Below are 23278 nucleotides of genomic sequence, written 5' to 3' on the forward strand. Positions count from 1 at the left end.
AGGGAGAACCCGTAGACAATGAGCACTCCTGTCGTACTGATCACCGGCGCCGCCGGTGGCCTCGGAAAAGCCATCGCCAAACGTTTCGCCCAAAGCCACTGGCGCATCGCCGCCACCGACGTGGACAAGGCTGGCCTGCACGCGCTGAACGCCCAGGTACCGCTGGACGCCACCGCTGTGGGCGATCTTCGACGAGCCGACAACTGCCACAGCCTGGTCTCCGACATTCTCGCCCGCACCGGTCGCCTCGACGCCCTGGTGAACGCCGCCGGCGTGTGGCGCGAAGGTCCGGTGGAAGACTTCAACGAGGATGACTTCGACCTGGTGCTGGGGGTCAACCTCAAGGCCGCCTTCTACATGTGCCAGGCCGCGACGCCTTACCTGAAGGAAAACCACGGCTGCATCGTCAACATCTCCAGCGACTCCGGCCGCCAGGCCTATCGCGGCTCCGCGGCCTACTGCGCGAGCAAGGCGGCGCTGACCATGCTCACCCGCACCCTGGCCCTGGAGCTGGCCGAGTCGGGCGTGCGGGTCAACGCCATCTCTCCGGCCGACATCGCCACGCCCATGCTCGACTACCAGGCCGAGCGCTACGGCCAGGGCAACCCGGACGCCTACAAGCGCGCGCTGCTGAAGGATTATCCACAGGGCAAGGTGGCGCGCTTCATCCGTCCCGAAGAAGTCGCCGAACTGGTCTGGTACCTCTGCAAACCGGAATCCGAAGCCATCACCGGCGCGGACCTGGCGATCGACTTCGGTCTCTCGGCCGGACGCTGATCCGGCACCACCGAACGGGCGGCCATTGGCCGCCCGTTTTGCATCCGTCGGCGAGCATTGGCGCCCATGGCCAATGAGCGGTATAGAAAAAACTGTGTCGTCAGCCCCGCCCCGGTGCGTCCAGAGTGGGTCCCTTTTCCATTGGCCACAGAGAACAGCATGGAACCCGGCAACCACCAGCTCAGCATGACCGTCCTGATGACCCCCGACATGGCCAACTTCTCCGGCAATGTCCACGGCGGCACCCTGCTCAAGTATCTCGACGAAGTCGCCTACGCCTGCGCCAGCCGCTATGCCGGCCACTACGTCGTCACCCTGTCGGTGGACCAGGTGATCTTCCGCGAGCCGATCCACGTCGGCGAACTGGTCACCTTCCTCGCCTCGGTGAACTACACCGGCCGCACCTCCATGGAGATCGGCGTGAAAGTGGTCACCGAGAACATCCGCGAAAAGTCCGTGCGCCACACCAACAGCTGCTTCTTCACCATGGTGGCGCTGGACGACGAGCGCAAGCCCACGGTGGTTCCGCAACTGGAGCCGCGGACCAAGGACGAGAAGCGCCGCTTCGCCCAGGCCCAGCAGCGCCGCCAGCTGCGCCAGGAGCTGGAACAGCGCTACAAGGCAATTCGCGACGAATGACAGACGATCGCGACATTTCTTGATAAGAATTGCCTGTGTCGCGGAAAATATCTGCTGCGTCAACAGGTTACTCTTGCGTGAACGCAATGTAGGAATTCATTTCAGCGCCTAGAGTTTTCGTACGCGGGTTTGCCCCCGTGATCCACCTTCGAGCAACCCGGGCCCGCCGGCTCCGGTTGCTCCCTGCGTGCCCGGAGCCCAGACCATGCATCACACGCCCCTGCTTACCACCCTCGCCGTCGGCTTCGTGCTGGCCTTCGTCCTCGGCGCCCTGGCCAACCGCCTGCGCATCTCGCCGCTGGTGGGCTACCTGGTCGCCGGCGTGCTCGCCGGCCCCTTCACCCCCGGTTACGTCGCCGACCAGGCGCTGTCCGGCGAGATCGCCGAACTGGGCGTGATCCTGCTGATGTTCGGCGTCGGCCTGCACTTCTCGCTGAAGGACCTCTTGTCAGTCAAAGCCATCGCCATCCCCGGCGCGGTGGTGCAGATCGGCGTCGCCACCCTGCTGGGTATGGGCCTGGCCTGGATGATGGACTGGCAGTTCGGCGCCGGCCTGGTGTTCGGCCTGGCGCTGTCGGTGGCCAGCACCGTGGTCCTGCTGCGCGCCCTGGAACAGCGCCAGCTGATCGACACCAAGCGCGGCCGCATCGCCATCGGCTGGCTGATCGTCGAGGACCTGGCGATGGTCCTCACCCTGGTCCTGCTGCCGGCGCTGGCCGGCTCCCTGGGCGGCACCGCCGACGCCAATGAAGGCGGCGTGCTGCTGCCGATCCTGCTGACCCTGGGCAAGGTCGCCGCCTTCGTCGCGGTGATGATCCTCGGCGGCCGCCGCATCGTGCCCTGGGCTCTGGAGCGCGTGGCCAAGACCGGCTCGCGCGAGCTGTTCACCCTGGCCGTGCTGGCCATTGCCCTGGGCATCGCCTACGGCTCGGCGGTGGTCTTCGGCGTGTCCTTCGCCCTCGGCGCCTTCTTCGCCGGGATGATCCTCAACGAGTCCGAGCTCAGCCACGAGGCGGCGGAAAACTCGCTGCCGCTGCGCGACGCCTTCGCCGTGCTGTTCTTCGTCTCGGTGGGCATGCTGTTCAACCCGGCGATCCTGGTCCAGGAGCCGCTGCCGGTGCTGGCCACCTTCCTGGTCATCGTGTTCGGCAAATCCGTGGCGGCGTACATCATCGTGCGACTGTTCGGCCATCCCAACAGCACCGCGCTGACCATCGCCGCCAGCCTGGCGCAGATCGGCGAGTTCTCCTTCATCCTGGTCGGCCTGGGCGTCAGCCTGAACCTGCTGCCCGAAGCCGGCCGCGACCTCGTGCTGGCCGGGGCGATCCTGTCGATCCTGGTCAACCCGCTGCTGTTCATCGCCATCGACCGCCTGCAGGCGCGCCAGGCGCAGAAGGCCGAGAGCGAGCCGGGCGTGGTGCAGGTGGAAGCCCCCGACCTGCCGCCGCCGGTGCTGGAGCATGACCATGCGATCCTCATCGGCCACGGCCGGGTCGGCGCGCTGGTCAGCGAGCGCCTGCGCCAGGACAAGGTGCCGGTGGTGGTGATCGAGGACAAGCGCGAGAAGGCCGCCGAACTGCGCGAGCACGGCCTCTGCGTGGTGGTCGGCAACGCCGCCCACCCCGAGGTGCTGGCCCAGGCCAACATCGCCTCGGCGCGCTGGCTGCTGATCGCCATCCCCAACGGTTTCGAGGCCGGGACCATCGCCAGCCACGCGCGGGCGATCAACCCGAACCTGGACATCATCGCCCGCGCCCATTTCGACGCCGAGGTGGACTACCTGGAGCAGAACGGCGCCAACCTGGTGATCATGGGCGAACGCGAAATCGCCCGGGGGATGGTCGAGCGGGTGGAGCGGCAGGGCACCGGGGAAGCCGTCAGCGACGATCCGCTGCCGCAGTCGGCCTGAGGCGCAACGTTCTGGATAGATGCCCAGGCCAGTAATCGCGCCTGGGCGGGTTCGCGAGCAAGCTCGCTCCTACAGGTCAGGTCTGAGCTGCTTTTCGTAGGACCGAGGGGGACGCCCAGTCCTTGCTCGCGAACAGCCGTGGCACGATCCGCCACGGCCATCACGAAATCACCCCAGCTTCACCGCCTCGAACTTCACTCGCGGATGGGCGATACGGTCCTGCGCCCTTACCAGCTCCAGCTCATAGCTGCCGCAGGCCTGGGTCTCCAGCAGCACCTCATGCACGGCGGCGGCGCAGAATTCGAAGGCGCTGCGCAGGTCGTCGCCCAGCAGCAGGCGGGCGAGGAACAGCCCGGAGGTGAGATCGCCCACGCCCACCGGCTGGCGCGGGAAGGCCAGCAGCGGACGGCGCAGGTGCCAGGTCTCGCCCTGCGTCACCAGCAGCATCTCGAAGGCATCCGCCGGCTTGCCCGGGTAGTTCAGGTGCTTCACCAGCACCGCCTTCGGGCCGCGCTCCAGCAGGCTGCGCGCCATGGCTGCGCAATCCTCCAGGGAGGTCGGCTGGCGGTCGCAGAAGCTGTCCAGTTCCAGCTGGTTCGGGCACAGGTAGTCGGCCACGGCGGCGGCTTCGTCGAGCAGGAATTCACCGACTTCCGGCGCGACGATGCAGCCCTTCTCCGGATGGCCCATCACCGGGTCGCACAGGTACACCGCGCGCGGGTTCACTTCGCGGATGCGGCGCACCACCTCGAGGATCGAACGGCCCTGCTCCGCGCTGCCCAGGTAACCCGAGAGCACCGCGTCGCAGTTGCCCAGCTCGCCGATGGCGGCGATGCCGTCGACCAGCGCGGGGATCTGCTCCGGCGGCAGCACCTGGCCGGTCCAGTGGCCATACTGAGTATGGTTGGAGAACTGCACGGTATTCAGCGGCCAGACGTTGACCCCGACGCGACGCATGGGGAACTCGGCGGCGCTGTTGCCGGCATGGCCGAAGACGACGTGGGACTGGATGGCGAGAACGTGGGGAGTGCGCGACATAACGGTGTCCTGCTACGGAATGGGGCAGTATGGGGCGCAATTCACAGGCTGTGAACATCCGCCCCTCGCCGCCCGGCGGCGGAGTGAGTAAGCTGTTGCGCCGACCCCGAGGAAGTTGAAGTGGACCTGGGCAATCTTTTCGTCTTCATGCTGGTTGTAGCGGCGGCCGCCTGGTGGTGGCGCGCCCACGGCATCCGCGAGCGTGCGCTGGTCCTGGCCAAGCAGCACTGCGCGCGCGAGGGCGTGGAACTGCTCGACGAGGCCATGGCCCTGCAACGCATCCGCTTCCGCCGCGACGGCCGCAACCACCTGCGGCTGGCCCGCGAATACGGCTTCGAGTTCACCGCCACCGGGCAGGAACGTTACGCCGGCACCATCCGCATGTTCGGTCATTACCTGGGCCGCATCGAGCTGGCGCCCTTCCGCATGGAGCCACGCGCCAGCGTTGCGCCGGTCGCTACCTTCAACCCCGTGGACGACGAGATCGTCGATGCGGTGTTCGACGACACCCCGCCATCGCGCCCCAAGGCCGAGGTGGTGCGCCTGGATGAATGGCGCCGGGCGCACCAGGACAAGAAGGTCGGTGACTAGAGCTGCGCGCGGATCTTGCGCCAGTCCTTTTCCACCGCTGCCGTCATCGCCCTTCGCAACAACCAGCAACGCCCACGGTGCCAGGGCGAATTCCGGCGCTTCTGATTGTGCCGGCAGGCCTCGAACAGCCAGTCCGGATCGAAGCCGTCCCACACGCCCGCCGTCGCCCAGGCGTTGCTCCAGACCACCGGCGCCACCTCCAGGCGGTAGATCGTCTCCAGCTCCGCCACGGAAAAGCCGCTGATCGCCAGGGTCTTCGCGATGGTGGCGCGGCCGGACTTGTCCAGCTCGGTGTCCAGCCACAGCTCGGACAGCGCCAGCCAGACGGACTCGCGGGCCGGGTCGTTCATTCATGGCCCAGCAGGAAGCGCGAAACACGCTCCGCGCTGTCCTCGGGATACTCCTGCATGAAGCAGTGCCCGCCATCGACGCATTGGCCGCTGATCGCCGGATTGCTCGCGCACCAGCGCGCCACCGCCTTGGGCACGAAGGGATAGGTGTGCTCGCCGAACAGCACCTGGGTCGGCGTCACCACCTTGTTCAGCGACGGCCACAGGCGCTTGGGGAAGGAGCTGAAGATTTCCGCCTCGCGGCTGGGCCGGCATTTCAGCTCGACGCCGCCCTCCACCGTCTTCATCGCGTGCTCGACGTAGGCCCACAGCGCCGCGTCGGTCCAGCCCTTGAAGATGCCCCGGCCATGCAGTCCGGCGTAGGCGGCCTCGCGGTCCGGCCAGCGGCTGCGCCGTGCGCGTGCCTTCTGCACCATGGTGCGCCGCTGGTGCAGGCCGAGCACCTCGGAGAGCGCCATCACGCCGATCATCGCCGGGGTGAACAGCACCGGATCGAGCAGCACGGCGCGGCGGAACAGCTGCGGATGACGCCCGAGGATCAGGCTGGTCAGCACGCCACCAAAGCTGTGCCCGCAGGCATACGTCGGTACGTCGCCGAAGACTCCGCGTCCGGCCTCGAAGGCTTCCACCGCCATCTCGGCGTTGCGGTTCCAGCCATGGAAGCGCCCGCCATGGTCGCTGTCGCCGTGGCCCTGGACATCGCACAGCCAGAGGTCGAAATCCTTCGCCAGCAGTTTCAGCATTGGCTCATAGGCTCGGGTGCAGAAGCCGTTGCCATGAATGAAGTGCAACAGCGGCTTGCCGCTGGGCTCGCTGCGCCAGCCGCGCAGGGTGAAACCGGCGGACCCTTCGTGGGCCCAGGACAACAACTGCATGGATGCGTCTCCGTCAGGACGCCCGCAGTGTAACGAGGCGGCCGGGCGCCGAACCAGTGCGACAACATGCTATCGTCGCCGTCCTATGCTCGACTTGCTTCGAAAATGCCGCCACCCCGCCCCCTTCGCCTCGCCCTGATCAGCCTGCTCCTGCTGGCCGGCCTGCTGCTGTCGGCATACTGGGCGGGGGAGCAGGCGCGGCACCGGGCGCTGCTCGCCGAGGCGGAGGCGGCCCATGAACAACTCGGCCTCTACGCCAACTCCCTGCACACGCTGATCGAGCGCTTCCGCAGCATTCCGGCGGTGCTCGCCCTCGACCCGGAACTGCGCGCCGCCATGCGCGGCCCCGTGGACAGCGACCTGCAGCACCAGCTCAACCTCAAGCTGCAGGCCATCAACGGCGCGGCGCGCTCCTCGACCCTGGAACTGCTGGACCACACCGGGCTCGCCGTGGCGGCGAGCAACTGGGACCTGCCGGTCAGCTACGTCGGCCACAACTATGGCTTCCGCCCATATTTCCGCCAGACCATCGCTCACGGCGCCGGGCGCTTCTACGCGGTCGGCGTTACCAGCGGGATTCCTGGTTACTTCCTGTCCAATGCATTGCGTGACGACGACGGCCGTTTCCTCGGCGCCATCGTGGTGAAACTGGAATTTCCCGACCTGGAGCGCCAGTGGAGCCAGACCCCGGACGTGGTGCTGGTGAGCGACAGCAAGGGCATCGTGTTCCTCGCCAACCACCCGCGCTGGCGCTACCGCGAGCTGCTGCCGCTGGACGCCGTGGCCCGCGCCGAGCTCAGGGACACCCGCCAGTACCACCGGCAGCCGCTGAGCGCCCTGCCCCACCAGACTCTCCAGCGTCTGGGCGACAACGCCCGGTTGGCACGGGTGGAGGGCCAGGAGATCGGCGGCGACTACCTCTGGCAATCGGTCGAGCTGCCCGAGGACGACTGGACCCTGCACCTGCTGCGCGATGCCCGCGGCGTCCAGAGCGACATCACCAGCGCCCGTCTCACCGCCGCCGGCGCCTGGCTGGCGCTGGTGTTCCTGGTGCTCTGGTTGCAACAGCGGCGACGGCTCGCGCGCCTGCGCCAGCGCAACCAGGAGGAACTGGAACGCCTGGTGGAGCAGCGCACCGCAGCCCTGCGCACCGCCCAGGATGGCCTGGTGCAGGCCGCCAAGCTGGCCGCGCTGGGGCAGATGTCCGCAGCGCTCGCCCACGAAATCAACCAGCCGCTCACCGCCCAGCGCATGCAGCTGGCCAGCGTGCGCCTGCTGCTCGACGCCGGCCGCCAGGACGAAGCGCGCACCGCGCTGCTGCGGGTGGATGAACTGCTCGAACGCATGGCCGCGCTCACCGGCCACCTGAAGACCTTCGCCCGCAAGACCCCCGGCGGCCTGCGCGAGCGCATCGAACTCGGCCACGTACTGGACCAGGCGCTGCACCTGCTCGCCGTGCGCATCCGCGACGAACGCGTGGAAATCCTCCGCCAGCTGGACGAGCCGGCCTGGGTGCTGGGCGATGCGATCCGCCTGGAACAGGTGCTGGTCAATCTGCTGCGCAACGCCCTGGATGCGCTGGCGGGCATCGAGCACCCACGGATCACCCTGAGCCTGCGCCGCGCGGACGATCACTGGTGCCTCGACGTGGCCGACAACGGCCCCGGCATCGACGATGAGAACCTCGCCAGCGTCTTCGACCCCTTCTTCACCACCAAGCCGGTGGGCGAAGGACTGGGCCTGGGGCTCGCGGTATCCTACGGCATCGTCCACGAACTCGGCGGCCGCCTGAGCGCCGCCAACCGGCCCTCCGGCGGCGCACTGTTCCGCCTGAGCCTGCCCGCCGCCCCCGAAGAAAACCGAGCATGAGCCAGACCATTCTCTTCGTCGACGACGAAGCCGCCATCCGCGAAGCCGTGCAGCAGTGGCTGCAACTCTCCGGCTTCGAGGTGCGCCTGTGCAGCAGCGCCGACGAGTGCCTGAAGAGCGTGGCGCGCGAGCTGCCCGACGTGATCATCAGCGATGTGCGCATGCCCGGCACCGACGGCCTGGCGCTGCTCGAACGCCTGCAGCAGCTCGACCGCGACCTGCCGGTGATCATGGTCACCGGCCACGGCGACGTGCCCATGGCAGTGCAGGCCATGCGCCAGGGCGCCTACGACTTCATCGAAAAGCCCTTCACCCCCGAACGCCTGCTCGACAGCCTGCGCCGCGCCCTGGAGAAACGCCGGCTGGTGCAGGAGAACCGCCAGCTGCGCGAACAGGCGGCGCTCAAGGACCAGATCGAATCGCGCCTGCTGGGCGTATCGCGGCCGATGGAAACCCTGCGGCGGCAGATCATGGCGCTGGCCGGCACGCCGGTGAACGTGCTGATCCGTGGCGAGACCGGCAGCGGCAAGGAACTGGTCGCGCGCTGCCTGCACGAATTCGGCCCGCGCGCCGGCAAGCCCTTCGTCGCGCTGAACTGCGCGGCGATCCCCGAGCAGCTGTTCGAGACCGAGCTGTTCGGCCATGAAAGCGGCGCCTTCACCGGCGCCCAGGGCAAGCGCATCGGCAAGCTGGAACATTCAAACGGCGGCAGCCTGTTCCTCGACGAGATCGAAAGCATGCCGCTGGCCCAGCAGGTGAAACTGCTGCGCGTGCTGCAAGAGCAACAGCTGGAGCGCCTGGGCTCGAACCAGAGCATCAAGGTCGATCTGCGGGTGATCGCCGCGACCAAGCCGGACCTGCTGGAAGAGGCCCGCGCCGGACGCTTCCGCGAGGACCTGGTGTACCGCCTGAACGTCGCCGAACTGCGCCTGCCGCCGCTGCGCGAACGGCGCGAGGACATCCCGCTGCTGTTCGAGCACTACGCCGGGCTGGCCAGCGAGAAGTTCGCCCGCGAAGCCGCGCCGCTCTCCGCCACCGAACTGGCCCGCCTGCTCGCCCACGACTGGCCGGGCAACGTGCGCGAACTGGCCAATGCCGCCGAGCGTCACGTGCTCGGCCTGGACCGCGACGAGGCGCCCGTCGAGCCGGCCGGCAACGGACTGTTCGAACGCATGGAGGCCTACGAGGCGCAGTGCATCCGCCAGGCGCTGGCCCAATGCAAGGGTGACATCAAGGCGGTGATGGAGCTGCTCGGCCTGCCGCGCCGCACCCTCAACGAGAAGATGCAGCGCCACGGGCTGAGCCGCGGGGATTACCTGAGCGAGGACTGAGGCTGGCGCTACCGCTTCGGCAACCACCGTCCGCCGAGGCGCGCCCAGCACGCGAGCAACAGCAGCGGCCCGAGGATCGCGATCGACGCCATCAGGGGCAGGCCGGCGGAGGTCTGCGCGCGCGTCAGCGCTTCATGGAACAGTACGTAGCCGAGCACGCCGAGCAGCACCGTGCAGAGCAGCCAGCCAAGACCGATGGTCATGCCCACCAGCAGTACGCGGCCGGCCGAATAGCGCGGCAGCCAGCCTGGAAGCCGCGTGTAGATGCACAGCAGAACCAGCGCGGCGGGAAGCATCCATGCCAGGACCTCCAGCACAGTCCCCCAATACCCCATCCGGTTGAGCACGAAGAGACGCACCAGCCCCGACAGCAGCTTTGCGGTGAGCCCGGCGAAGGCAAGAGCAACCCCGACCGCGACGTGCAGCCGCCGAATCGGCGGCTGCACGTCCGAGGGCTGGCGCTCAGCGCGCGAGCGGGTCGCCGCCAGGACCACCCACAGGCAGATCAGGTACAGACCCAACTGCACCAACGCCCCGCCAAGCAGTGCTACCGGTATGACGATGAACGACTGGTCGCTGAGATCGCCCAGCCAGAAGGCGAGCTCCTGTATCGGCTGAACGAGCACCTTGCTGTAAAGCTGCTCGGCAGCGATCTGCAGCACGAAAAACACCATCACGATGATCGCCAGGGGACGGAATCTCAGAATTGCGTGGCGCTCGCGCTGGGCCTGCATGAACAGCACCACCAGGGCGGCGCTGACGGCCAGGGACGACAGCCAGGGACCGAGCAGCCCCGGCACGGCGTGCAGCAGCCGCCCGATGGGAGCGCCGCCGAGCCACTGCCGCAGCAGGTCCGCCAGCACCGCGCCGGCGCCGAGCAGGAACAGCGCGGCAGCCACCAGATAGGGCTGCCGGAGCGCCGGAACGGAAGCACCCGTTTCCGCCGCGCGTTCAGCCCTTGGGGCGATGAAGGGGTTTTCCTGCACTAATCGGTATCCTGGGCGATGGGAGCGAAGCGTCATTATGCCCGGGATACAGCGCGCGGGATCAGCTCGCCCGCGCGGGGAAGAACCAGCCGGTGCTCCACCGCGTCAGCGGCCAGAGCGCCGCCAGGCAGAGGATGGCGGGCACCAGCACGATTGGCGGCGGATCGAGATAGTTCCCGCTGTCCAGCACCAGGAACGCCAGCGCGATCGAGCAGAGCAGCACGCAGGCGCCCCACATCGTCAGCAGCACCAGCGAAGCGCCCAGGACCCGGCCGGCGGCGAAACGCTCCACCTGCGCGGGCAACCGTGCCCTTGCCGCCAGCATGACCACCGCGAACGGCACCGCGCAGCCGATGAACTGGAAGAATGGCTGCCAGTAATCGCCCTCCCGGTAGAGCATCATCACACTGACCGCCAGGGATGACGCCGCCTTGTAGAGCACCGCGCTGAAGCACAGCCCGATACCCAGCGCCACCTGCCAGCCGGCCACGGGCGTGCGCAAACCCTTGCCGATGCGCTCCGAGCCGGAGCGGGCCAGGCACAGCACCAGCCACAAGGGCAGCAGGCAGGTCAGCAGCAGGTTCAGCAGGCCGCTGCCCTGCGTATACAGGAGCACCCAGAACTGACGGTTTTCCTGCTCCAGCGCCCAGCCGTAGTAGGACGAGCCAAGGACGGCCAGGCCGGCGTTGAGCGCCAGGCTGCACAGCAGATACAGCACCAGGTAGCCCGCCAGCAGAGCGCCCAGCGGGCGGAAGCGCAGGATGCCGTGGCGCTCGCGCTGGCCATGCACCAGCAGCAGGACGGCAGCGCTGTAGATGAGCAGGCTGCCCACCGTGCTGGAGATCAGCATCGGCATGACGCGCTCTATCTGTTCGCGAAACTGCTCCCCGCTGTTGAACCACTGCCAACCCATGCTGAGGCCGAACAGGCAGAGGGTCGCGACGATCTGCGCAACGATGAAGGGATAGGGCTGGCGGGAAGCGGGCGCCGATACGGACTCTGGCGAGGTCAGCTCGGCGTGCGGCGTGGCGAAGGGGTTATCGGTGTTCATGGGCGGCATCCTTGTCGAACCGCGACGATTCCACCAGAAGCCTGCCGCCGTTGCCAAGCGGTTGCGTGCAGACAAAAAAAAGCCGCTGATAGCAGCGGCCTTGAGATAGACGTCGATTCGGAGCAATCACATATCGGCGTCGGGAAGCTTGCCGGCGGTGAGGCCGGGAACGGCGCCCCTCGAAAGCAGCGCTGTTGGGTCAAGTATATTGACCGATAAGACAGGAATACAGGCCGCTGGCGGCGAAAGACTGTTACAGCATCTGTAATAGTCGCCTTCCAGCCGCAGGAAACGCAGGCAAAAAAACGCCGCATGTCTTATGCGGCGCAAGGTGTTGAGAAGCCCGGCTCACGCACCGGACCTCCCGGGGGAAGTGGCCGATCAGGAATCGGCGCGGCTGTCGGCGGCGGCCTTGGCAGTCTGCTCGGCGGACTGGGCCTGCTGCTGGGCAATGGCGGCTTCGTTGGCCTTGACCATCTTGTCGGTCATCAGGCGCGACTCTTCGGCGAAGCTCAGTTGGGTGAAGGACAGCGTGCAAACGGACAGCAGGGCAGCAACATAAAGCGAACGGGACATGATGAAGATCCTTTCTGAACACCCGGTTGGTCGGGGTTGGAGAAAGGTTACGGCGCAACAGTCGGGCGAAAAATAGCTAGCTAACCAACAAAGCATTGCCTAAAAAGCAACAATCGTCGCCAATCGTTCGAGAAGCCCGATATAGAGCATCCGTGGCGATCTGTCGCAGCCTGGCGGCGGCTCAGGCCCAGTTGACGGGATCGTTGAGCGCTGCTTCGTCTTCCTCGAAGACCTTGGGCAGCTCCGCCTTGAGGAACTCCACCCAGGTGCGGATCTTCGCATCGAGGAATCGCCGCGACGGGTACAGCGCGTAGATCTGCCGCACATGCAGGCTGTGCCGGGGCAGCACGCGCACCAGCGAACGCTTGCGCAGGGCGGGCGCGGCGACGTAGCTGGGCAGCAGGCAGATGCCCATGCCGGCCGCGGCGGCACCGGTGAGCGCCTCGGCGACGTTGACCATGAAGGTGTCGCGCGGGCGGATCACGCTCGCCTCATTGCCTTCCTCGAAGGCCCAGCCCTCGGGGAAGGTCGGGTCCTGCAGGCGCAGGCACTGGTGCTGGTGCAGGTCGGCGACGCTGGTCGGGATGCCGCGCCGCTTGAGGTACTCGGGGCTGGCGCAGAGCACGCTGTAGATGGTGCCCAGGGTCTGGGCGACGAACTCGGAGTCGGGCAGCTCGCGGTCGCGGGTGATCACCACGTCCTGGCCTTCCTCGAGGATGTCCGGCTGGCGCTGGGCCAGGGTCAGCTCGATGTAGACCTCGGGGAAGGATTCGCAGTAGCGCGAGATCAGCGGGATCAGGTGCTGCTGGCCGAGGCCGGTGAGCGAGTGCACGCGCAGGCGGCCGCGCGGCTTGAGGTGCGCGCCGCTGGCTTCGGCCTCGGCTTCGTCGACATCGGCGAGGATTTCCCGACAGCGCTGCAGGTAGCGCTCGCCGGTTTCGGTCAGCGCCAGGCGGCGGGTGGTGCGGTGCAGCAGGCGGGCTTCGAGCTGGGATTCGAGATCGGAGACGACACGCGAGACCTGGGCTGTGGATAACCCCAGGGCGTTGGCGGCGGCGGTGAAGCTGCCGGCATCCACCACCCGGACGAAGGCCCGCATCGCGTGAAGTACGTCCATGGATTCCCCTTGCTCATCCAGCTTGTAAGAACCTGTTTACGATCTGCTGTGCGTCGGCATAACTGCGTTAGAAACAGGCTAAAAAATGCTCATTTACACCGCGTAAACTCCGCTTTTTTAGCCTGTTTCTGCCTGGTTCTGCTCTAGCTCGCGAGATCGTAAACAGGTTCTAAGAAACGAAGGCAATTGTTGTCTTCGCCGCAAAACTGAATCGCAGTATAGGGTCGTTTTTTACCGATTGTTACCACGTATAGTGCCGGCCAGGTCGCTGCAGCAACGTTGGGCATACCAGGCTCATCGTACGGCCGCCGATACACCAATCGACGGCCATCTCCCCCGCGCATACCTGGCTGCAGCGACTGACTTTTTCTCCTCGGGCGGCCATCTGCGGATGGCCGCCCTTTTTCGTTTCTCGCTGGGTGATTGCCGAGTGCAAGCCATTACACCTGGCAGAGGGCAGAACCTGTAGGAGCGAGCTTGCTCGCGAACCGCTTGGCTCTGGCGCCGTCATCTATCCCTGTTCGCGAGCAAGCTCGCTCCTACGAAGAGCAAAAGCGCTCAGCGCGGCAGCGGATACAGGCGCTCGTCGAACTGGTCCAGGCGCACGAACTCCAGCGGCTTGTCCTCGTCCAGGTGCTGCAGGCGCTCCTGGTACTGGCGCAGGAAGTCCACGCGCGCGTCGTTGCTGATGTAGGGCACGTGCCAGGCCACGAAGGGCGGCAGCACGGTCATGCCGGTGTAGGCCAGGGTGCCGCGCAGGATCGGCCGCAGCATGTCTTCCAGCGGGCCGTGGATGGCGCCTTCGCCGAACATGTGGTCGCGCCCGCCGAGGGTCACGGTGACCAGCGCCTTCTTGCCGGCCAGGCCGCCCTGGTCGTAGAAGCGCTTGCCGCCGTAGCAGATGCCCGACACCAGCACGCGGTCGAACCAGCCCTTGAGGATGGCCGGCGCGGAGAACCAGTAGATCGGGAAGTTGAAGATCACCAGGTCCGCCCAGAGCAGCTTGTCCAGCTCGGCCTGGATGTCGGCGGCGATGGTCTGGCTCTTGGCGCCTTCGCGCTGCTCCAGCGCGTAGACCAGGTACTCCGGGTTGGCGCGGGCGCCGAAGTCGGCGGCGCTGGCCACCGGGTTCCAGTTCATCGCGTAGAGGTCGGAGACCCGCACTTCATGGCCCTGGCCTCGCAGGGTTTCCTCGGCGAGCTGGTACAGCGCGGTGCTGAAGGATTGCGGTTCGTTGTGGGCGTGGACGATCAGTACGTTCATAGGGATTCCTGAAGGTTCGAACCTGCCGCGCTCTTCCGCGGAGCGCGGCAGTTATTCACAGCTGGATGGCCTTGAGCTCGACGAACTCGTGCAAGCCCTGCTCACCCCATTCGCGGCCGTTGCCGGACTGCTTGTAGCCACCGAAAGGCGCACGGTAGTTGAAAGCACCGCCGTTGACGAAGCATTGGCCGGCGCGCATCTGCCGTGCGAGGCGCAGGCCATCTTCGCGGTCTCCCGCCCAGACGGCGCTGGACAGGCCGAACGGCGAATCGTTGGCGATGGCGATGGCCTCGGCCTCGTCGGCGTAGGGAATCAGGCAGAGCACCGGGCCGAAGATTTCCTCGCGGGCGATGCGCATCCGGTTGTTCACGCCGGCGAAAATCGTCGGCTGCACGTAGTGACCGCGCTCCAGATGGACGGGACGTTCGGCACCGCCGCACACCAGCTGCGCGCCTTCTTCCTGGCCGACGCGGATGTAATCCAGCACGGTGCGGCGCTGGCCACCCGAGCACATCGGGCCGAGGAAGCTGTCGGCGTCCAGCGGGTCACCCATCTTCAGCGCGAGGGTTTCGGCGCGGGCGATCTCGACGGCCTCGGCATAGCGATGGGCCGGCAGCAGCATGCGGGTGAGCGCGGTGCAGGTCTGCCCGGAGTTGATCATCACGTCCTGCACGCCGTGGCGCACGGCGGCGGCCAGGTCGGCATCGGCGGTGATCAGGAACGGCGACTTGCCGCCCAGCTCCAGGCACACGCGCTTGACCGTCGGCGCCGCCGCTTCGGAGACCTTGACGCCCGCGCCGGTGGAGCCGGTGAAGGACACCATGTCCACGTCCGGATGCCGCGCCAGGGCTTCGCCGACCTTGGAGCCGGGGCCGCTGACCAGGTTGAACACACCGGCCGGCAGGCCGATGGCGTGGACCATGTCGGCCAGCAGGAAGGCATGCAGCGGGGTGTCCTGGCTCGGCTTGACCACCACGGTGCAGCCCGCGGCGAGTGCCGGAGCGAGCTTGCCGATCAGCTGGTGCAGCGGGTAGTTCCAGGGGTTGATGAAGGCGCAGACGCCCACCGCTTCCTTCACGATCAGCGAGTTGCCGACCTCGCGCACCTCGTCCATGTGCGCGGCCATCTCGGCGTAGCTTTCCAGGCCCTCGATCGGCCCATCCACCTGCACCATGCGGCACCACTGCACCGGCATGCCCAGCTCGGCAGTGATCAGCGCGGCCATTTCGTCGGCGCGGTTCTTCAGTTGTTCGGCGAGGGCGCGGATGTAGCCGGCACGCACGTGGGACGGCGTCTGCGACCAGGCCGGGAAGGCACGGCGCGCGGCGTCCACCGCGCGCTTCACGTCGGCTTCGCCGCCCAGCGGGACGCGGCCAACGCATTCCTCGGTGGCCGGGTTCTGCACCTCGGCCAGACCCTGGCCTTGCGGCGCCACCCAGGCGCCGTCGATATACAGCTGCAGGCGGTCATGCATAACGCTTCTCCTTGAGCAGCTCGGCGGCACACAGGGCGATGCGGCGGCAGGCTTCGCGCAGCGGCTCGGCGCCAAGTACCAGACCGAGGCGGATGTGCCCGGCGGCACTGGGGCCGAAGGCCTCGCCGGCGAGCACGGAGACGCCGTGGCGGTCCAGCAGCAGGTCGGAGAATTCCTGGGCGGAGAGGCCGGTGGCGCGGATATCCACCATCACGAACATGCCACCGTCCGGACGCAGGGCACGCACGCCGACGCAATCGGCCAGGCAGTCGAGCACCAGGTCGCGGCGCTGGCGGTAGGCCTCACGCATCGCGTCCAGTTCCGGCAGCCGGGCTTCCAGCGCGGTGCAGGCGGCGTCCTGGATGAAGTCCGGCGAGCCGTAGAGCATGCACAGGGCAAGGTTTTCCAGGTGGGTGCAGAGTTCCTTCGGGCCCACGACCCAGCCCACGCGCCAGCCGGTCATGGCGTGGGATTTCGACAGGCTGTTGAGGGTCGCGGTGCGCTCGGCCATGCCCGGCAGGCTGGCGGGGCTGATGTGCTCGCCGTCGAACAGCAGTTCGCTGTAGACCTCGTCGGAAATCATCCACAGGTCATTTTTTACGCACAGCTCGGCCAGCTTCTCCCAGGTGGCGCGCGGCAGGCTGGCGCCGGAGGGGTTGTGCGGGCTGTTGATGGCCAGGGCGCGGGTGCGCGGGGTGATCAGCGCGGCGACGTCCTCGGCCTGCACGCGGAAGCCGTGCTCGGAACGTACCGACACCGGGATGACCTTGGCGCCACAGGCGCCGAACACCGCTTCGTAGGTGACGTACATCGGCTCGGCGACTATGACTTCATCGCCCGGATTGAGCACGCACTGCGCCACGGCATAGAGCGCGCACTGCGCGCCGGCCAGCACCACGACCTCGTCGGCGGAGACGGCCTGGCCGCTGCGCTGGGTGTGGCGGCGGGCGATGGCTTCGCGCAGCGAGCGCTTGCCGCGCACGTCGGCGTAGTGGGTGTTGCCGGCCAGCAGGCTGTCGATGGCCGACTGCACTATGGGCACCGGAGTGTCGAAGTCCGGGTCGCCCACCGACAGCAGGAGGATGTCGTCGCCCTGCTCCATGCGCGCCAGGGCGCGGTAGTGGATGTCCCAGGCGGCGGCGCCGTCGCCGGCGATGCGTTGGGTGAAGTTGGAATAGCGCATGGGAATCTCCTTGGAGCCTGCCGGCACGGGTGGCAACAGGCTCGAATGCTCAGTGACCACGCCGGAGCCTGCGCGGCCCCGGCGAGTACGACGGACCTACTTGGCGCAGGCGTGTTTCAGCTCGATCAGGGTCACGCCCGGATGGGCGAAGCCGGCGCGCAGGTCGCGCTCCAGTTCTTCCAGGCTCTGCGGCTGGCGCATTTCGCAGCCGTAGGCGCGGCCGAGCAGGGCGAAGTCCGGGTTGCGCGGTAGGACGCCGATGGGCTCGATGTCGAGGCCGATCATGTCGTCGCGGATCTGCCCCAGCGCGTCGTTGTTCCACAGCAGCACCACCAGCGGGCTATCCAGCTCCTCGGTGGCGGTGGCCAGTTCCTGGGCGGTGTAGAGGAAGCCGCCATCGCCCACCAGCACCAGGCCCGGACGCTCCGGCGCGCCGAACTTGGCGCCGATGCCGGCGGGCACGCCGTAGCCGAGGGTGCCGTAGCCGGTGGGGTGCAGCCAGCCGCGCGGGGCCTTGCTCGGGTAGAGGTAGTTGCCGCTGTAGGCCAGCTGGGTCATGTCGCTGGCGATGAAGGCGTTGTCCGGCAGGGCCTTGGCGATGCGCTCCAGGATCGACTTGTGGATCAGTTGCAGCGGCGCGTGGCCGGCATCGATCTGCGCGCGCAGCTCGGCGATCCGCGACTGCGCCTTGGCGGCGTCACGGGTGGCGCTGGGCAGCGCGGCGAGCAGCGCTTCGGCGGTGGCCTTGGAGTCGCCCAGCAGCGCCACGGCGCTCGGGTAGAAGTCGTTGAACTTGCGCGAGTCGACGTCGACGCGGATCACCTCGCCGGTGACCGGCAGGCGGTCGCGCCAGAAGTCGGTGTCGGCCATTTCGGTGCCGATGGCCAGGACCACGTCGGCCTCGGCGATCATGTCCCAACCGGCCTGGGTGCACAGGGTGGCGCCGGCGGACAGCGGTGCTTCCGGCGCCAGCAGGCCCTTGCCGGCGACGCTGGTGAACAGCGGCGCGGCCAGGCGCTCGCTCAGCGCGGCCAGGGCGTCGGCGGCGTGCAGCGCGCCGCCGCCGGCGATGATCATCGGACGCTGCGCGGCCTTGAGTTTATCCACAGCCTGCTGGAGCGCTTCGCTGCTGGGCTGGCCACGACCGGCGCGGCGGACGACTTCGTGGGTCCAGTCGCGGGCGATGGGCGCGGCGAGCACGTCCAGCGGCACGGAGATGTGCACCGGGCGCGGACGCTCGCTGTCGAACACGGCGTAGGCGCGGGCGATCAGTTCGGGCAGGTCTTCCGGGGTCAGCGCCACGGCGGAGAACGCGGTGATCGGCGCGGTCATGGCGCGCTGGTCCTGGGTCTCGTGCAGGCAGCCCCAGCCCTTGCCCAGGCTGGCGGTGTGGTTGACGCTGGAGATCACCAGCATCGGGATGGAGTCGGCGTAGGCCTGGCCAATGGCGGTGGCGGCGTTGGTCACGCCGGGGCCGGTGATGATGAAGGCCACGCCCGGCTTGCCGCTGACGCGCGCGTAGCCGTCGGCCATGAAGCCGGCGCCCTGCTCGTGACGGGTCAGCACGTGGCGGATACCGCTGCCGGGCAGGCCACGGTAAAGCTCCAGGGTGTGCACACCGGGAATGCCGAACACGGTGTCGACGCCGTAGTTGGCCAGCAGGCGGACCAGGGCCTGGCCGCCGGTGAGGGTTTTGTCGTTTTGCATGAACGATCTCCCGAATGGTTCTTCGGCGGATAACTGCGAGCGGTTATTCGCGCTACTCGTTGGGGCTCACGCCGAGTCTCCGGCGTGCGCCGCTTTTGCTCCCTCTCCCTTCAGGGAGAGGGCTGGGGAGAGGGGCTCTTGTCGGTGGCACCGAGTTCCGGGCCCACCACCCTCTCCCCCAGCCCCTCTCCCGCAAGCGGGAGAGGGGAGCGTTCGTGTTCTTCCTTCAGGTCCTGCTGCCGATCACCCGGCGGTGCGGATCAGCGCATCCACCGCCACGGCGCCTTCGGCGTCCGCCAGCAGTGGGTTCACATCCAGTTCCAGCAGGTTGTCCACGTGCTCGCAGGCGTAGTCGGCCACCGCACGGATGGCTTCCACCAGCGCCTCCAGGTTCACCGCCGGGCGGCCGCGGAAGCCGGTGAGCAGCGGCGCGCTGCGCAGGCTCAGCAGGGCATCGCGGATCGCCGCATCGGTGGTCGGCAGCAGCAGGCTGCGGCTGTCCTTGAGCAGCTCGACGAGAATCCCGCCGGCGCCCAGCACCAGCGCCAGGCCGAAGCCGTTCTCGCGCTTGATGCCGACGATCAGCTCGGCCAGCGGCGGGTTGGCCATGCTCTCCAGCAGCACCTGGTCGAAGGGCACGCCCGGCGCATGACGGGCGATGTTTTCGCGCATGTCGAACAGCGCGGCTTCCAGCGCCGCCTCGTTGCGCAGGTTGAGCGCCACGCCGCCGGCTTCGGTCTTGTGCGGCAACTGCGCGCTGACCACTTTCAGCGCCAGCGGGAAACCCACGTCGGCGGCCGCTTCGCGGGCCTGGGCCGGGGTGCTCAGCGCGGCGCGCGGCAGCGGCAGGCCGAAGGGCTTCAGCGCCTGCTTGGAATTCCATTCGTCCAGCAGGCGGCCTTCGCCGTCGATGGCCTGTGGGCAGAGCGGCACCAGGGCTGCCTCGCCACGGGCCAGCAGTGTTTCGCGGCGCTGACGGTAATGGGCGATACGACCCCAGGCGGCGAGACCGTCTTCCACACCTTGCAGTGCGGCGACGCCGTGGGAGTGCAGCAGTTCGCGGGCATGCTTGGGCAGCAACTCCGGCAATGCCGAGGCGATGAAGCCCACCTTGCCGTGGCGCTCCAGCGCGGCGCAGTACAGCTCCAGCAGCAGGTCGCACTGCGGGCGCTCGCCGGTCTCTTCACCGGGGTAGTCCAGCACCAGCAGGGCGGCATCGGCATCGGTCTGCAGCGCGCTGTCGAGCATGCGCTCCAGTGCCGGCCCGTCGCCCCAGATGGCGGTGGTGAAGTCCAGCGGGTTGGCGATGTTGGCGTAGTCCGGCAGCACCTGGGCCAGCTCCGCGCGCTGCGCGTCGACCAGCTTGGGCAGGGTCAGGCCGTTACGCTCGGAGTAGTCGGCGATCAGCCCGGCGTCGCCGCCGGAGCAGGCCAGCGCGGCCAGGCTCGGGCCGGCCGGCAGGTTGCCGCAGGCGGCAGCCTTGAGGGTTTCGATGAAGCTCACCGGACCGCTGACGCGGATCACCCCGAGGCGGTCGAACAGTGCGTCGTACAGCGCGTCGGAACCGGCCAGGGAGCTGGTGTGGCTGAGCGCGAGCTCGGCGCCGATCTCGGAAACGCCGGTCTTCAGGGCAATCACCGGGATGCCTTTCTGCAGCGCCTTGTAGGCGGCGCGGGCAAAGCCGGGGACGTTCTTCAGGCCTTCCAGGTGCAGGCCGATGGCGGTGACGCGCGGCTCGTCGAGCAGCACGTCCATCAGTTCGGCCACGCCCAGCTGCGCCTGATTGCCCACCGAGGCCATGTAGGCGATGGGCAGCGAGCGGTCGCTCATGGACAGGTTGTAGGCGAAGTTTCCGCTCTGGGTGAGCACGGCCACGCCCTTCTCCACCAGGTGCCCGCCGTGGGCCACCGGCCACAGCGCTGCGCCGTGCAGGTAATCGAGCAGGCCGTAGCAGTTGGGGCCGAGCAGGGCCATGTCGCCGGCGCTGGCGAGCAGGCGGCGCTGCAGCGCTTCGCCCTCGGCGCCGGTCTCGGCGAAACCGGAGGCGTAGCAGATGGCGCCGCCGGCGTCTTTCGCGGCCAGTTCGGCCACGGCCTGTACGGTCAGGTCGCGGTTGGTGGCGATGAACACCGCATCCGGGCCTTCGGGCATCTCGGCGATGCTGCGCACGCAGGGCACGCCTTCGAGTTCGTCATATTGCGGGTTGACCAGCCACATCTGGCCGTCGAAGCCGCCTTCGGCGCAGCGCTTGAGCGCACGCGCCATGCTGCGGCCGCCGATGAAGGCCAGGTGCCGGGGCGCCAGCAGGCGCTGGAGGTTTTCTCTTTTCATGTCGGGTCTCGTACGGGCCTGCGCCCTCTCCCCCAACCCCTCTCCCTGAAGGGAGAGGGGAGCTTTCAGGGTCATCCTTCAGCGCCTGGTGCCAGCCCACGCGCCGAATCGCTCTTGCCCCCTCTCCCTTCAGGGAGAGGGCTGGGGAGAGGGGGTTTCAGCACAAGCCCGTCTTCCCCGAATAGCACCGAGAGTCAGCGCAGCAATGGCCGCAGCAGTTCGCGGGAAATGATGTGGCGCTGGATTTCCGAGGTGCCTTCCCAGATGCGCTCGATGCGCGCGTTACGCCAGATGCGCTCCACCGGGCCCTCGTCCATCAGGCCCATGCCGCCGAAGATCTGTACGGTCTCGTCGGCGACCTTGCCCAGCACTTCGCTGGCGAACAGCTTGGCCATGCCAGCCTCGCCGTCGGTCATGCTGCCGCGGTCCATCTTCCAGGCGGTGTGCAGGGTCATCAGCTCGGCGGCGCGAATCTGCGTGGCCATGTCGGCGAGCTTGAAGGAGATGCCCTGGTAGCTGCCGATGGCCTGGCCGAACTGCTTGCGGTCGGCCGACCACTGCAGCGCCAGGTCCAGCGCGCGCTGGGCCTGGCCTACGCAGTTGGCGGCGACCATCACGCGGCCGGCGGTGAGCCAGGCGTTGGCCACTTCCCAGCCCTTGTCGACTTCGCCGAGGACCTTGGAGGCCGGCACGCGGCAGTCGTCGAAGAAAATTTCGTAGGTGTGGTAGCCCTTGTTGCTCACGCATTTCGGGCCGCGGCGTACGGTCATGCCCGGGGTGCCCTTGTCCACCAGGAAGGCGGTCACGGCGTTGCGCTTCTTGCCGTTGCGCTCGAAGGTGTCGGTCACCGCGAAGACGATGGCGAAGTCGGCGTGGCCGGCGTGGCTGATGAAGTGCTTGGAGCCGTTGATCACGAAGTCCTCGCCGTCACGCACGGCGCGGGTCTTGATCGAGTTGGCGTCGGAGCCGGCGCCCGGCTCGGTGAGGGCGAAGCAGTCGATCTTCTCGCCCTGCACCACCGGCAGCAGGTAGTCCTGGATCTGCTGGCCCTTGCAGGCCATGAGGATCTTCGACGGACGCGCGACGAACACGTGCAGCGCCCAGGAGACCTTGGACAGCTCGCGCTCGACCAGCGCCTGGGACAGGTAGTCCAGACCGCCGCCGCCGACTTCCTCGGGCATGTTGAAGGCATAGAAGCCGGCCGCCAGGGCCTTGCCGCGAATCTGTGCGGCCAGCTCCGGGGACACCGCGTCGGCGCGGTCCACTTCTTCTTCGTAGGGCAGCAGTTCTTTCTCGACGAAAGCCTTGACCGCCTCGACGAGCATTTCCTGTTCCTGGGTCAGTTGGAAATCCATCACATCACCTGCAGCCGTTAGCGGCCTTTGAATTGGGGGGAGCGTTTTTCGGCCACGGCGCGCAGCGCCTCGGCGGCATCTTCACTGCGACCGCAGAGCAGGCCGGCGGCCTGTTCGGCCTCCAGTTGCTGGGCCAGGGTGCGGGCGGCGCCGTCGCGCATCAGGCGTTTGGTCTGGGCGAAGGCGAAGGTCGGGCCGGCGGCCAGGCGCGCGGCGAATTCACCGACGTGTTCCAGCAGTTGTTCATCGGCGACCACTTCGCTGACCAGGCCGGCGCTCAGGGCGCGCTCGGCGTTCCACAGTTCGTCGAGGAACAGCAGGCGCTTGGCCGCTTCGCTGCCGATCAGGCGCGGCAGGTGCCAGCTGGCGCCGGCGTCCGGGCAGTAGGCCATGCCGGTGTAGCCGGCCTTGAAGCGGGCGGAGGCGCCGACGACGCGGAAGTCGCAGCACAGGGTCAGGTCCATCCCGGCACCGACGGCGGTGCCGTTGACGGCGGCGATGGTCGGCTTGTCCAGGCTGTACAGGCGGCGCATCAGGGCGTGGGCGGTTTCGGTCCAGCCGTAGGTTTCCAGCTCGCCGCGCGCCTCGGCCTCGGCCCATTCGGCGAGGTCGGCGCCCGCGCAGAAGCTGCGACCCTGGCCGGTGAGCACGATGACGCGCACCGCCGGGTCCGCCTCGTGGGCGTCGAGCAGGGCGTGCAGGTTCTTGAGCGTCGGGATGTCCAGCGCGTTGCGCTGCTCGGGACGGTTCAGGGTGATCCAGGCGATGCCGTCCTGGACCCGGCTGAGCGGGGATGCTTGAGTCATGCGGCCCTCATTCTTGTAGACGATTGTGTTGAGGCGTTGGAGCCAATACT

20 protein-coding genes are annotated in these 23278 nt (G+C 67.8%); 6 read left to right on the top strand and 14 right to left on the bottom strand.

Annotated features, from left to right (window positions below):
- The first annotated feature begins 18 nt into the window (after positions 1–18).
- The 3 genes from ACAW63_RS04370 (at position 19) to ybaL (ending at position 3325) form a co-directional block, all read left to right on the top strand.
- Positions 19–777, top strand: a complete 759-nt coding sequence (locus ACAW63_RS04370; RefSeq protein WP_275609366.1) for an SDR family NAD(P)-dependent oxidoreductase — start codon at positions 19–21, stop codon at positions 775–777.
- 159 nt (positions 778–936) lie between these two features.
- Positions 937–1416 carry an acyl-CoA thioesterase gene (locus ACAW63_RS04375; protein ID WP_371231925.1) on the top strand — a complete coding sequence of 160 codons (480 nt, stop codon included), beginning with the start codon at positions 937–939 and terminating at the stop codon, positions 1414–1416.
- Positions 1417–1621: 205 nt separating this feature from the next.
- The gene (ybaL, locus tag ACAW63_RS04380; protein WP_371231927.1) at positions 1622–3325 is read left to right on the top strand and encodes a YbaL family putative K(+) efflux transporter; all 1704 of its coding nucleotides are present in this window, start codon (positions 1622–1624) and stop codon (positions 3323–3325) included.
- A 168-nt stretch (positions 3326–3493) separates the two neighbouring features.
- On the opposite strand, the gene pdxY is transcribed toward ybaL, so the two are convergent.
- A complete protein-coding gene (gene pdxY / locus ACAW63_RS04385) occupies positions 3494–4363 on the bottom strand; it encodes a pyridoxal kinase PdxY (RefSeq protein ID WP_371231929.1) in 870 nt (289 codons plus the stop codon).
- 120 nt (positions 4364–4483) lie between these two features.
- Between pdxY and ACAW63_RS04390 the strand changes: the two genes are divergently transcribed.
- On the top strand, positions 4484–4954 hold the full coding sequence (locus tag ACAW63_RS04390) for a DUF3301 domain-containing protein (RefSeq protein ID WP_371231931.1): 471 nt from the start codon (positions 4484–4486) through the stop codon (positions 4952–4954).
- Here ACAW63_RS04390 and ACAW63_RS04395 read toward each other — a convergent pair.
- Together ACAW63_RS04395 and ACAW63_RS04400 are read right to left on the bottom strand one after the other, a co-directional pair.
- On the bottom strand, positions 4951–5304 hold the full coding sequence (locus tag ACAW63_RS04395; protein ID WP_371231933.1) for a hypothetical protein: 354 nt from the start codon (positions 5302–5304) through the stop codon (positions 4951–4953). The two genes, ACAW63_RS04390 and ACAW63_RS04395, sit on opposite strands and share 4 nt — an antisense overlap.
- Positions 5301–6179, bottom strand: coding sequence for an alpha/beta fold hydrolase (locus ACAW63_RS04400; RefSeq protein ID WP_371231935.1), 879 nt, complete (start codon positions 6177–6179; stop codon positions 5301–5303). Before ACAW63_RS04400 ends, ACAW63_RS04395 begins: the two co-directional genes overlap by 4 nt.
- A 105-nt stretch (positions 6180–6284) precedes the next feature.
- Between ACAW63_RS04400 and ACAW63_RS04405 the strand changes: the two genes are divergently transcribed.
- Both ACAW63_RS04405 and ACAW63_RS04410 read left to right on the top strand, forming a co-directional pair.
- Positions 6285–8048 carry an ATP-binding protein gene (locus ACAW63_RS04405; RefSeq protein ID WP_371231937.1) on the top strand — a complete coding sequence of 588 codons (1764 nt, stop codon included), beginning with the start codon at positions 6285–6287 and terminating at the stop codon, positions 8046–8048.
- Positions 8045–9379 carry a sigma-54-dependent transcriptional regulator gene (locus ACAW63_RS04410; protein WP_371231939.1) on the top strand — a complete coding sequence of 445 codons (1335 nt, stop codon included), beginning with the start codon at positions 8045–8047 and terminating at the stop codon, positions 9377–9379. The genes ACAW63_RS04405 and ACAW63_RS04410 overlap by 4 nt, the downstream gene beginning before the upstream one ends.
- An 8-nt stretch (positions 9380–9387) precedes the next feature.
- Here the strand turns inward: ACAW63_RS04410 and ACAW63_RS04415 are convergent, their stop codons facing one another.
- The 11 genes from ACAW63_RS04415 to ACAW63_RS04465 form a co-directional block, all read right to left on the bottom strand.
- The gene (locus tag ACAW63_RS04415) at positions 9388–10365 is read right to left on the bottom strand and encodes a hypothetical protein (protein ID WP_371231940.1); all 978 of its coding nucleotides are present in this window, start codon (positions 10363–10365) and stop codon (positions 9388–9390) included.
- Positions 10366–10426: 61 nt separating this feature from the next.
- Positions 10427–11416, bottom strand: a complete 990-nt coding sequence (locus ACAW63_RS04420; protein WP_371231942.1) for a hypothetical protein — start codon at positions 11414–11416, stop codon at positions 10427–10429.
- Between the two features lie 381 nt (positions 11417–11797).
- Positions 11798–11992, bottom strand: a complete 195-nt coding sequence (locus ACAW63_RS04425) for a hypothetical protein (RefSeq protein ID WP_331315027.1) — start codon at positions 11990–11992, stop codon at positions 11798–11800.
- 181 nt (positions 11993–12173) lie between these two features.
- Complete coding sequence (locus ACAW63_RS04430) at positions 12174–13109, bottom strand: LysR family transcriptional regulator (protein ID WP_371231944.1); 936 nt, start codon at positions 13107–13109, stop codon at positions 12174–12176.
- A 558-nt stretch (positions 13110–13667) separates the two neighbouring features.
- Positions 13668–14372, bottom strand: a complete 705-nt coding sequence (locus tag ACAW63_RS04435) for an NAD(P)H-dependent oxidoreductase (protein WP_371231945.1) — start codon at positions 14370–14372, stop codon at positions 13668–13670.
- Between the two features lie 55 nt (positions 14373–14427).
- A complete protein-coding gene (locus ACAW63_RS04440; RefSeq protein ID WP_371231947.1) occupies positions 14428–15846 on the bottom strand; it encodes an aldehyde dehydrogenase family protein in 1419 nt (472 codons plus the stop codon).
- The gene (locus ACAW63_RS04445) at positions 15839–17029 is read right to left on the bottom strand and encodes a pyridoxal phosphate-dependent aminotransferase (protein WP_371231948.1); all 1191 of its coding nucleotides are present in this window, start codon (positions 17027–17029) and stop codon (positions 15839–15841) included. Before ACAW63_RS04445 ends, ACAW63_RS04440 begins: the two co-directional genes overlap by 8 nt.
- A gap of 96 nt (positions 17030–17125) precedes the next feature.
- On the bottom strand, positions 17126–18736 hold the full coding sequence (locus ACAW63_RS04450) for a 5-guanidino-2-oxopentanoate decarboxylase (RefSeq protein WP_371231949.1): 1611 nt from the start codon (positions 18734–18736) through the stop codon (positions 17126–17128).
- A 243-nt stretch (positions 18737–18979) separates the two neighbouring features.
- Positions 18980–21067 carry an acetate--CoA ligase family protein gene (locus tag ACAW63_RS04455; RefSeq protein ID WP_371231951.1) on the bottom strand — a complete coding sequence of 696 codons (2088 nt, stop codon included), beginning with the start codon at positions 21065–21067 and terminating at the stop codon, positions 18980–18982.
- A gap of 194 nt (positions 21068–21261) precedes the next feature.
- Entirely contained in the window at positions 21262–22422 is a 1161-nt protein-coding gene (locus tag ACAW63_RS04460; protein WP_275609383.1) for an acyl-CoA dehydrogenase family protein, read from the bottom strand.
- A 17-nt stretch (positions 22423–22439) separates the two neighbouring features.
- The gene (locus ACAW63_RS04465) at positions 22440–23228 is read right to left on the bottom strand and encodes an enoyl-CoA hydratase/isomerase family protein (RefSeq protein WP_371231953.1); all 789 of its coding nucleotides are present in this window, start codon (positions 23226–23228) and stop codon (positions 22440–22442) included.
- Positions 23229–23278: the final 50 nt, after the last annotated feature.

The organism is Pseudomonas sp. QE6 (assembly GCF_041379005.1).
GTDB lineage: Bacteria > Pseudomonadota > Gammaproteobacteria > Pseudomonadales > Pseudomonadaceae > Pseudomonas.

What these genes read in the sequence shown, in the direction of transcription:
- ACAW63_RS04465 (WP_371231953.1), bottom strand. Translation starts at nt 23,228, where the DNA reads ATGACTCAAGCATCCCCGCTCAGCCGGGTCCAGGACGGCATCGCCTGG.
- ACAW63_RS04405 (WP_371231937.1), top strand. Translation starts at nt 6,285, where the DNA reads ATGCCGCCACCCCGCCCCCTTCGCCTCGCCCTGATCAGCCTGCTCCTG.
- ACAW63_RS04375 (WP_371231925.1), top strand. Translation starts at nt 937, where the DNA reads ATGGAACCCGGCAACCACCAGCTCAGCATGACCGTCCTGATGACCCCC.
- ACAW63_RS04425 (WP_331315027.1), bottom strand. Translation starts at nt 11,992, where the DNA reads ATGTCCCGTTCGCTTTATGTTGCTGCCCTGCTGTCCGTTTGCACGCTG.
- ACAW63_RS04460 (WP_275609383.1), bottom strand. Translation starts at nt 22,422, where the DNA reads ATGGATTTCCAACTGACCCAGGAACAGGAAATGCTCGTCGAGGCGGTC.
- ACAW63_RS04445 (WP_371231948.1), bottom strand. Translation starts at nt 17,029, where the DNA reads ATGCGCTATTCCAACTTCACCCAACGCATCGCCGGCGACGGCGCCGCC.
- ybaL (WP_371231927.1), top strand. Translation starts at nt 1,622, where the DNA reads ATGCATCACACGCCCCTGCTTACCACCCTCGCCGTCGGCTTCGTGCTG.
- ACAW63_RS04370 (WP_275609366.1), top strand. Translation starts at nt 19, where the DNA reads ATGAGCACTCCTGTCGTACTGATCACCGGCGCCGCCGGTGGCCTCGGA.
- ACAW63_RS04420 (WP_371231942.1), bottom strand. Translation starts at nt 11,416, where the DNA reads ATGAACACCGATAACCCCTTCGCCACGCCGCACGCCGAGCTGACCTCG.
- ACAW63_RS04430 (WP_371231944.1), bottom strand. Translation starts at nt 13,109, where the DNA reads ATGGACGTACTTCACGCGATGCGGGCCTTCGTCCGGGTGGTGGATGCC.
- ACAW63_RS04440 (WP_371231947.1), bottom strand. Translation starts at nt 15,846, where the DNA reads ATGCATGACCGCCTGCAGCTGTATATCGACGGCGCCTGGGTGGCGCCG.
- ACAW63_RS04450 (WP_371231949.1), bottom strand. Translation starts at nt 18,736, where the DNA reads ATGCAAAACGACAAAACCCTCACCGGCGGCCAGGCCCTGGTCCGCCTG.
- ACAW63_RS04400 (WP_371231935.1), bottom strand. Translation starts at nt 6,179, where the DNA reads ATGCAGTTGTTGTCCTGGGCCCACGAAGGGTCCGCCGGTTTCACCCTG.
- ACAW63_RS04455 (WP_371231951.1), bottom strand. Translation starts at nt 21,067, where the DNA reads ATGAAAAGAGAAAACCTCCAGCGCCTGCTGGCGCCCCGGCACCTGGCC.
- pdxY (WP_371231929.1), bottom strand. Translation starts at nt 4,363, where the DNA reads ATGTCGCGCACTCCCCACGTTCTCGCCATCCAGTCCCACGTCGTCTTC.
- ACAW63_RS04395 (WP_371231933.1), bottom strand. Translation starts at nt 5,304, where the DNA reads ATGAACGACCCGGCCCGCGAGTCCGTCTGGCTGGCGCTGTCCGAGCTG.
- ACAW63_RS04435 (WP_371231945.1), bottom strand. Translation starts at nt 14,372, where the DNA reads ATGAACGTACTGATCGTCCACGCCCACAACGAACCGCAATCCTTCAGC.
- ACAW63_RS04410 (WP_371231939.1), top strand. Translation starts at nt 8,045, where the DNA reads ATGAGCCAGACCATTCTCTTCGTCGACGACGAAGCCGCCATCCGCGAA.